General features: G+C 71.0%; 10 protein-coding genes. 2 read left to right on the top strand and 8 right to left on the bottom strand.

The features are described 5' to 3' along the window. Together GT354_RS09015 and GT354_RS09020 are read left to right on the top strand one after the other, a co-directional pair. The coding region (locus GT354_RS09015; RefSeq protein WP_237534538.1) for an AAA family ATPase at window positions 1-996 on the top strand (996 nt) is incomplete at its 5' end. A gap of 104 nt (window positions 997-1,100) precedes the next feature. Beyond that, the gene (locus GT354_RS09020; RefSeq protein WP_161355743.1) at window positions 1,101-2,843 is read left to right on the top strand and encodes a pyruvate dehydrogenase; all 1,743 of its coding nucleotides are present in this window, start codon (window positions 1,101-1,103) and stop codon (window positions 2,841-2,843) included. Window positions 2,844-2,933: 90 nt separating this feature from the next. On the opposite strand, the gene GT354_RS09025 is transcribed toward GT354_RS09020, so the two are convergent. The 8 genes from GT354_RS09025 to ribD all read right to left on the bottom strand — a co-directional run. Next, on the bottom strand, window positions 2,934-3,392 hold the full coding sequence (locus GT354_RS09025; RefSeq protein WP_161355744.1) for a PH domain-containing protein: 459 nt from the start codon (window positions 3,390-3,392) through the stop codon (window positions 2,934-2,936). A 62-nt stretch (window positions 3,393-3,454) separates the two neighbouring features. Further along, window positions 3,455-4,318, bottom strand: coding sequence for an ATP phosphoribosyltransferase (hisG, locus tag GT354_RS09030; protein ID WP_161355745.1), 864 nt, complete (start codon window positions 4,316-4,318; stop codon window positions 3,455-3,457). Between the two features lie 102 nt (window positions 4,319-4,420). Continuing rightward, the gene (locus GT354_RS09035) at window positions 4,421-4,693 is read right to left on the bottom strand and encodes a phosphoribosyl-ATP diphosphatase (protein ID WP_161355746.1); all 273 of its coding nucleotides are present in this window, start codon (window positions 4,691-4,693) and stop codon (window positions 4,421-4,423) included. A 63-nt stretch (window positions 4,694-4,756) separates the two neighbouring features. Beyond that, window positions 4,757-5,245 (bottom strand): 6,7-dimethyl-8-ribityllumazine synthase, encoded by a 489-nt coding sequence (ribH, locus tag GT354_RS09040; RefSeq protein WP_161355747.1) that lies wholly within the window; start codon window positions 5,243-5,245, stop codon window positions 4,757-4,759. Between the two features lie 262 nt (window positions 5,246-5,507). Beyond that, window positions 5,508-6,926: a bifunctional 3,4-dihydroxy-2-butanone-4-phosphate synthase/GTP cyclohydrolase II gene (locus GT354_RS09045; RefSeq protein ID WP_346011944.1), complete on the bottom strand. Its 1,419-nt coding sequence runs from the start codon at window positions 6,924-6,926 to the stop codon at window positions 5,508-5,510. After that, window positions 6,923-7,702, bottom strand: a complete 780-nt coding sequence (gene pnuC, locus GT354_RS09050) for a nicotinamide riboside transporter PnuC (protein WP_161355748.1) — start codon at window positions 7,700-7,702, stop codon at window positions 6,923-6,925. Before pnuC ends, GT354_RS09045 begins: the two co-directional genes overlap by 4 nt. Then, on the bottom strand, window positions 7,699-8,310 hold the full coding sequence (locus GT354_RS09055; RefSeq protein WP_161355749.1) for a riboflavin synthase: 612 nt from the start codon (window positions 8,308-8,310) through the stop codon (window positions 7,699-7,701). The genes pnuC and GT354_RS09055 overlap by 4 nt, the downstream gene beginning before the upstream one ends. A gap of 3 nt (window positions 8,311-8,313) precedes the next feature. Next, window positions 8,314-9,035: bifunctional diaminohydroxyphosphoribosylaminopyrimidine deaminase/5-amino-6-(5-phosphoribosylamino)uracil reductase RibD (ribD, locus tag GT354_RS09060; RefSeq protein ID WP_161355750.1), on the bottom strand; the 722-nt coding region annotated here is incomplete at its 5' end.

Consider the following 9,035-nt stretch of genomic DNA (forward strand, 5'->3'; position numbering starts at 1 on the left):
ACGGAGCGCGAGTCGGGCGCGATCGACGCTCCCGGGTCGGTCGACGCCCCCGGGACGCCCGAGTCTCCCGAGGTCGACGTCGAGGCGGAGGCCGACGTCCGCGCCGCGACCGCGTCCGCGCCGATGCGCCCCGAGGCCGCCCCCGAGCAACTCGCCTTGGTGCTGGCCGAATTGGAGTCGATGGTCGGCCTGGAGCCGGTCAAACGGCAGGTGCGGGCGCTGTCCGCGCAGATGCGGATGGCCCGGCTGCGTGAGGCGCAGGGGCTGCCCGCGCAGGCCCCGAAGCGACATTTCGTCTTCTCCGGGCCGTCCGGAACCGGCAAGACCACGGTCGCGCGGCTGCTGGGCCGGGTGTTCGCCGCGCTCGGGCTCTTGGAGAGCGACCGACTCGTCGAGGCGCAACGCTCGGACCTGGTCGGCGAGTACCTGGGCCAGACCGCGGTCAAGACCAGCGAACTGATCGACTCGGCGCTCGGCGGCGTGCTGTTCGTGGACGAGGCGTACGGACTCACCAACGTGGGCTACTCCAAGGGCGACGCGTACGGCGACGAGGCGCTCCAGGTGCTGCTCAAGCGCGCCGAGGACGACCGCGACCGGCTCGTGATCATCCTGGCCGGCTACCCGGAGGGCATGGATCGCCTGCTGACCTCCAACCCGGGCCTGATGTCGCGATTCACCACCCGCGTGGAGTTCCCCTCCTACGGCGCCGAGGACCTCGCCCGAATAGCCGAGGTGATGGCGGCCGGCGGCGGCGACGGGTGGGACGAGGACGCCGCGGCGGAGCTGCGCAGCATCACCGGACACGTGCGCGAGCAGGGCTGGATCGACGAGTTGGGCAACGCGCGCTTCGTCCGCACCCTGTACGAGAAGTGCTGCATGTATCGCGACGTACGCCTGGTGGAGCTTCCCGAGGGGCCGGATCTGGCCGAATTGACGACGCTGCGACTCTCGGACCTGTTCCAGGCGTACGGGGACCTCGCCGACGGCCGAGGGTAGCGGCGCGCGCCTACGGGTAGCCATCTCCTTCGATCTCCCCCGATCTCCCTTGATCATCGTTTCGGATGATCGGGGCGTGGGAGCACGAGACGAAAGGGCTACCCGTGGCCAAGCAGAGCGTCGCCGAACAGTTCGTGGACATCCTCGCCCAGGCGGGGGTGCGCCGGCTGTACGGCGTGGTGGGCGACAGTCTCAACCCGATCGTGGACGCGGTGCGGCGCAACGCGGCCGTCGACTGGGTGCACGTGCGGCACGAGGAGGTCGCCGCCTTCGCGGCGGGAGCCGAGGCGCAGCTGACCGGCAAGCTGGCGGCGTGCGCGGGCAGTTGCGGCCCGGGCAACCTGCACCTGATCAACGGCCTGTTCGACGCCCACCGCTCGCACGCGCCGGTGCTCGCCCTCGCGTCGCACATCCCCAGCGGTGAGATCGGCACGGCCTTCTTCCAGGAGACCCATCCGGAGCGGCTGTTCGTCGAGTGCAGCCACTACAGCGAGCTGATCGGCACTCCCGAGCAGATGCCGCGCGTGCTCCAGTCGGCGATCCAGCACGCGGTGGGGCTCGGCGGGGTGTCGGTGGTGGCACTGCCGGGCGACGTCGCGGATCGGCCCGCGCCCGAGCAGGGCTACCAGGTGGCGCTGCCGACCGGGCTGCCCTCGGTTCGCCCCGGCGACGGGGATCTGGCGACGCTGACCCGGATGATCGACGAGGCGGAGCGGGTGACGCTGTTCTGCGGCGCGGGTACGGCGGGCGCGCACGAGGAGGTGATGGCCTTCGCGAAGCGGATCAACTCCCCGGTGGGACACGCGTTGCGCGGCAAGGAGCACATCCAGTACGACAACCCGTTCGATGTGGGGATGTCGGGGCTCCTCGGCTACGGCGCCGCGTACGAGGCGATGCACGAGGCCGACCTGCTGATCCTGCTGGGCACCGACTTCCCGTACAACGCCTTCCTCCCGCAGGAGGTGGCCACCGTGCAGGTGGACGTACGCCCGGCGCACCTGGGCCGGCGCACCAAGCTGGACCTGGCCGTGTGGGGCGACGTCCGCGAGACGCTGCGCGCACTCACCCCGATGGTGCGGGCCAAGGAGGACCGCCGGTTCCTCGACCGCATGCTCAAGAAGCACGCCGACGCGCTGGAGGGCGTGGTCAAGGCGTACACGCGCAAGGTCGAAAAGCACGTCCCCATCCACCCGGAGTACGTCGCCGCGATCCTCGACGAGGAGGCCGCCGACGACGCGATCTTCACGGTCGACACCGGGATGTGCAACGTGTGGGCGGCGCGCTATCTCACCCCCAACGGTCGGCGCCGGGTGATCGGCTCGTTCTCGCACGGCTCGATGGCCAACGCACTGCCGCAGGCCATCGGCGCGCAGTTTTTGGACCTGGAGCGCCAGGTGGTGTCGATGTCCGGCGACGGCGGGTTCTCGATGCTGATGGGCGACTTCCTCACCCTCGTGCAGTCCGACCTGCCGGTGAAGATCGTGCTGTTCGACAATTCGTCGCTGGGCATGGTCGAACTGGAGATGATGGTCGCGGGTTTGCCGCCGTTCGGCACCACGAACAAGAATCCGGACTTCGCGGCGATCGCCCGCGCGGCCGGCGCGTTCGGGGTGCGAGTCGACAAGCCCAAGCAGGTCCGCAGCGCGCTTCGGGACGCGTTCGCGCACCCCGGCCCCGCGTTGGTCGACATCGTGACCGACCCGAACGCGCTGTCGATCCCGCCGAAGATCACCGCGGAACAGGTCCAGGGCTTCGCGCTGAGCGCGGGCCGCACGGTGCTCAGCGGTGGTGTGGGGCGGATGGTCCAGATGGCCCGCTCGAACCTGCGCAACGTGCCGCGACCGTGAGCACGGGAGCGGTCGGGGGGTCGATCGGGCCGGTGGGCCGGTGGGCGCGTGAACGGGCGGACCGGCGGTTCGCGGCGGCCGATCTCGGGCCTAGGCCGCTTCGGTCGCCGTCCCGTACGACTCGGACAGTGCGCGCAGTTCACGCGCGGCGGTGATCGCCTCGGCCTTGCCGTTGGAGGTCTGGATGCCCATCACCGGCAGCGTGTCGCCGTTGGACATGTCGATGTAGACCCACGGGTCGCCCTGGCGCAGGTACACGCGCACGATCTGCGCCCACTCCAGGTGCGTCGTGCGCAGCAGGTTGACCACGGTCACCCCGCTCGCGTCGGCGACGACCTTGGGCCGTCCGAGCATCAGCATCGCGCCGAGCCCGAGCACCCCCGTGGCCGCGACGCCCAGGCGCGAGCCGAGCCCCCAGCCGCCCTTCTCCGGCAGCATCACCGCCAGCACGCACAGGCCGACGAAGACGACCACGCCGAGCACCGCCGTGATGGCACGGCTGCGCTTCGCGTACCAGGTACGCGGGAGGGAGGCGGCTGGGGTGCTCATGAAGCGATACTCCGAGAGAAGGTGTGGCGGGGGCCGGGGGTCGAGGACACGCCCTGTAGGCCCTAGAGCCGGCAGGCGTGGATACCGGTGACCAAAATGGCGCGGGCGCCGATCTCCCACAGGTCGTCCATGATCCGCTGGGCGTCCTTGCTCGGGACCATGGCGCGCACCGCGACCCAGCCCTCGTTGTGCAACGGGCTCACCGTCGGCGACTCCAGGCCCGGCGTCAGCGCGACGGCGCCCTCGACCTGCTCGACCCGGATGTCGTAGTCCATCAGCACGTAGCGCCGCGCGACCAGGACGCCTTGGAGACGACGCACGAGCTGATCCAACGCGGCCGAGGTCTCGGCGCCCGCGCGGCGGATCAGCACCGCCTCGGAGTGCAGGATCGGCTCGCCGAACACCGCCAGGCCCGCCTGCGCGAGCGTGGTGCCGGTCTCGACGACGTCGGCGATCACGTCGGCGACGCCGAGTTGGATCGCGGTCTCCACCGCGCCGTCGAGCTTGACCAGGGCCGCGGCCTCGATGCCGTGTTCGGCGAAGTCGCGTTCGACGATGCCGATGTAGGACGACGCGACACGCAGACCGGCGAGACCCTTCTTGCCTTGGCCGTCCAGCTCGCGGGCGACCTCGGCGGGCGCGGCGTAGCGGAACGTGGCCTGGGCCAGGCCCAGTTGCATGATCTCCTCGGCCTCCGCGCCGGAGTCCATCAGCAGGTCGCGGCCGGTGATGCCCGCGTCCAGGCGGCCGGAACCGACGTAGATGGCGATGTCGCGCGGGCGCAGGAAGAAGAACTCGACGTTGTTCTCGGGGTCGGTGAGGACCAGTTCCTTCGAGTTCTTGCGCTGGCGGTACCCGGCCTCATGGAGCATCGCCGACGCAGGCTCGGAGAGGGAACCCTTGTTGGGGACGGCGATGCGCAGCATGAAATGACCCTTCGGGGTGGTGCCGAACGACGTAGAGAACAGGGAACTACCGGGACAAGCACGACATCCCCGGCCCGGGCAGCGGACCGGGGACGGCGGATGTCACAGGTGAGCGTATACGTCCTGAAGGGAGATACCGCGAGCGACCATCATCACCTGGAGGTGGTAGAGGAGCTGCGAGATCTCCTCGGCGGTGCGGTCGGTGCCCTCGTGCTCCGCGGCCATCCATACCTCGGCGGCCTCTTCGACGACCTTCTTGCCGATGGCGTGCACGCCGGCGGTGACGAGTTCGACGGTGCGGGAGCCTTCCTGCCCCGATTCCGCCTTGGCCCGCAGCTCTTCGAAAAGCTGTTCAAACGTCTTCATGGTGCCCATCGCGTGGTGGTGGATATCGCGTGGTGATGCGGGAGGGGGTGTGTCGCCCGGTGCGGACCGCGCTCAGGCGGAACGCCGCGTTTCCGAGAGCGTACGCAATGCCAGCGCGGTCACGACGGCCGCCTCCACCGCTTCGCGGCCCTTGTCCTCGCGCGAGCCCTCCAGGCCCGCGCGCTCCAGGGCCTGCTCCTCGGTGTCGACGGTGAGCAGCCCGAAGCCCACCGGCACACCCGTGTCGAGCGCGACCCGGGTGAGGCCGTCGGTGGCGGCCGAGCACACGTACTCGAAATGCGGGGTGCCGCCGCGGATGACCACGCCCAGGGCCACGACCGCGTCGTGGTCCGCGGCGAGGGCCTTGGCCAGTACCGGCAGCTCGAACGCGCCGGGCGCGCGCACGAGCGTGGGCTCGGTGATGCCCAGGTCGTTCAGGGTCTTGACGGCCCCGGCGACGAGTCCGTCCATGACGACGGTGTGCCACTGCGCGGCGACCACGCCGACGCGCAGGTCCTGGCAGCCCTCGATCGTCAGTTGGGGGGCTCCTGCGCCACTCATGTCTGTGGGTGTCCTTTGGGTGTGTGGTGAACGGTGGGTGACTGGGGGCTCGTGAGCCCGTGAGCCGTGGGGCCGTGAGCTGCGGGCCGTGGGCCGGTGGGTCTGCGCGAAGGCGTGGAACCGGAAGCGCGGTGGACCGGGTGCGGCGGATCGAACCTATCGGCGCGGCCCCGCCGACGCCGTGCCCGTGTCACCGATACGAGTGACGAGACACGGGTGACGGGCCGGGCCACCACAACCCACGGACGATCGCCGCGCCGGCTCAGACGGTGACGATCGGCTCCACCGCGTCCACGACGTCCTCGGCCTGGGCCGCCCCTTCGGCGAGTTCGAGCCAGGGCAGGTCGTGGCCCATCCGGTCGCGCTTGGTCAGCAGGTAGCGCAGATTGTCGGCGTTGGCGTGCACCGGCAGCGGGACACGGCCCAGGATCTCCAGGTCGTAGCCCTCCAGACCCGCGCGCTTGGCCGGGTTGTTGGTGAGCAGGCGCATCGAGCGCACGCCGAGGTCGACCAGGATCTGCGCGCCGGTGCCGTAGTCGCGGGCGTCGGCGGGCAGGCCCAGTTCGAGGTTGGCGTCCACGGTGTCGTGACCGGCGTCCTGGAGTTGGTACGCCTGCAACTTGTGGATCAGGCCGATGCCGCGGCCCTCGTGACCGCGCATGTACAGGACCACGCCGCGCCCCTCGGCGGTGACCCGCTCCAGGGAGGCGTCCAACTGCGGGCCGCAGTCGCAGCGCAGCGAGCCGAACACGTCACCGGTGAGGCACTCGGAGTGCACTCGCACCAGCACGTCCTCGCCGTCGCCGAGGTCGCCGGCCACCAGTGCGATGTGCTCGACGCCGTCGGCGATGCCGCGGTAGCCGATCGCCTGGAACGTGCCGTGGGCGGTGGGCAGGCGGGTCTCGGCGGCGCGCTCGACGGTGCGCTCGGTACGCCGACGGTAGGCGATCAGGTCGGCGATCGTGACGATCTTGAGGCCGTGCTCGCGGGCGAAGGGCACCAACTGCGGCAGCCGGGCCATCGTGCCGTCGTCGTTGACGACTTCGCAGATCACCCCGACCGGTGCGAGACCGGCGAGTTCGGCCAGGTCGACCGCCGCCTCGGTGTGACCGGGGCGCACGAGCACGCCGCCCTCGACCGCGCGCAGCGGGAAGATGTGGCCGGGCCGGGTCAGTTCGGTGGGCTGCGTCGCGGGGTCCGACAGCAGGCGCACGGTGTGCGTGCGGTCGGCGGCCGAGATGCCGGTGTCGACGCCGTCCTTGGCGTCCACGGAGACCGAGTAGGCGGTGCCCTTGCGGTCCTCGTTGACGGCGGTCATCGGTGGCAGCTTGAGCCGGTCGAGGTCGGCGCCGCGCATGGGCACGCACACCACGCCGGAGGAGTAGCGGATCATGAAGGCCATCAACGCCTGCGTGGCGAGTTCGCCGGCGAAGATCAGGTCGCCCTCGTTCTCGCGGTCCTCGTCGTCGACGACCACGATCGCCTCGCCGGCGGCCATCGCCTTGACGGCGTCCTCGATCGAGTCCAGACGCAGGTCGTCCGCGGCACCGGGGTGTCCGTCGGCGGAGCCGGGTCGTGCTTCGCCGGCACCCGGGTGGCCCTTGCCGCGAGCCTGCGCGTCGTCGCGAGCGTTCATTTGCGCGGGGACCTCGATCTCGGTGGGTTCTGTGCCGATGCTCACGCCCTTGCTCCTTCCAGGTGCCGTACTGCCACGTCTGCCGCTTGGGGGGTCCGCACCGTCTGTGCCGTCGCCGTCACCGGTGCGGCCTCCTCGACGTGGTCGCGGTCGTGCTCGGTGTCGCCGGGCCGGTCGTGCAGGTCACGCCGGTCGTGCGGCTCGTGGTCGTTGCGGTACCGGCGAGAGCGCTTCCACCAGTCGACGACTCCCGCGACGCACATCACGAAGAAGACGCCGTACACGAGCCCGCTGAAGACCAGGCCGTGCGCGACCGCGAGCGGTACGCCCACCAGGTCGACGGCGATCCACGCGAGCCAGAACTCGAACAGGCCGCGAGCCTGCGCGAGCATCGCCACGAGGGAGCCGACGAAGATGTACGCGTCCGGCCACGGCGCCCACGAGGTCTTCGTGGCCTGCAGCAGCAGCGCGAAGCCGACGGTGCCGACCGCCATCAGCGTCACGAGCGCGATCCGCTCGACGTTGGTCGCGAAGCGGATCTGTACCTCGCCGGTCGAGCGGCGTCCGCGTGACCAGCGCCACCAGCCGTAGCTCGCGGCGAGGATGATCACCACCTGGCGCATCGCGTTGCCGCCCAGGTGGGCGGACATGCTCGCGGCGATCAGCAGCACCGAGCCGACGATCTGCACGGGCCACGACCACAGGTTGCGCCGCAGCGCGAGCCACACGGTGGCCAGCGCGGCGATGTTGCCGAGCAGGTCGGACCACGGCACGGGCTTGTCGGCGATGGTGAACGCCGCGTCGTTGAGCCACTCGATCACGACGCGCTCCCGTGGGTGGCGAGCCGTTCGACATACTTGGCGATGATGTCGACCTCCAGGTTGACCGGGTCTCCGACGACCTTGACGCCCAGGGTGGTCAGCGCCAGCGTGGTGGGGATCAAGCTGACCGTGAAGCTCGCGTCGTGCGCGCGCACCACGGTGAGGCTGATGCCGTCGACGGTGATCGAGCCCTTGTCGACGACGTAGCGCGCGAGGTGGGCGGGCAGCGCGATCTCGACGACCTCCCACTCCTGGCCGGGGGTGCGGGACAGGATCGACCCGGTGCCGTCGACGTGTCCTTGGACCAGGTGTCCGCCGAGCCGGCCGCCCAGTTCCATCGGGCGCTCCAGGTTGACCCGCGAGCCGGTGTCGAGCGCGCCGAGGCTGGACTTGTCGAGGGTTTCCTGCATGACGTCCGCGGTGAAGGTGGCCTCGGCGGGGTCGATCTTGTCGTCCACGACGGTCAGACACACGCCGTTGACGGCGATCGAGTCGCCGTGCCGGGCGCCGGCGGTGACGACGGGGCCGCGGATGGTGATCCGGGCCGAGTCGGCCAGCCGCTCGATGGCCACGATCTCGCCGAGCTCCTCAACGATTCCGGTGAACATGCGTCAGGACTCCTTCGTACGGGTGGCAGGCGCCGGCTCGATGCGGGCGGTGATGCGTAGATCGGGGCCGAGGCGGGTCACGTCGTGGACGTTCAGTCGCAACGCCTCGGTGATGGTGGCGATTCCGGCGGGGCCCAGTACGGCGGGTCCGGCGCCGAGCAGGGTCGGGGCGAGGTAGCCCACGACGGCGTCGATCAGGCCCGCCGCGGCGAACGCGCCGGCGAGGGTGGGGCCGCCTTCGAGCAGGACCGCGCGCACGTCGCGCGCGTACAGCTCCTTGAGCAGGGTGTGCAGGTCCAGGCCGGTGCCGGCGCGCGGTACCCGCAGCACGAGCGACCCGGGAAGGTGCGCGGCGTCGGCCTGTGGGCCCACCGCGATCAGGGTGGGCGCGGCGTCGTCCAGGACCCGGGCGTCGGTACGGGTTCGGGCGTTGGTGTCGACGATCACGCGCAGGGGTTGGCGCGCGCCGGGGACGTCGCGCGCGGCGAGGTGCGGGTCGTCGGCGATCAAGGTGCCGGAGCCGGCGATCACGGCGTCCGCGTGGGCGCGCAGGGTGTGCGCGTCGGCGCGGGACTCGGCGGAGCTGATCCACCGGCTGGTGCCGTCGGCGGCGGCGATCCGGCCGTCCAGGGTCGCGGCGTACTTCCAGGTCACGTGCGGGCGGCCCAGGCGCACGGCGGTCAGCCACGCCTGGTTGCCGGCCTCGGCCTCGGCGGCGAGCAGGC

It is taken from the genome of Streptomyces sp. SID3343 (assembly GCF_009865215.1).
Taxonomy (GTDB): Bacteria; Actinomycetota; Actinomycetes; order Streptomycetales; family Streptomycetaceae; genus Embleya.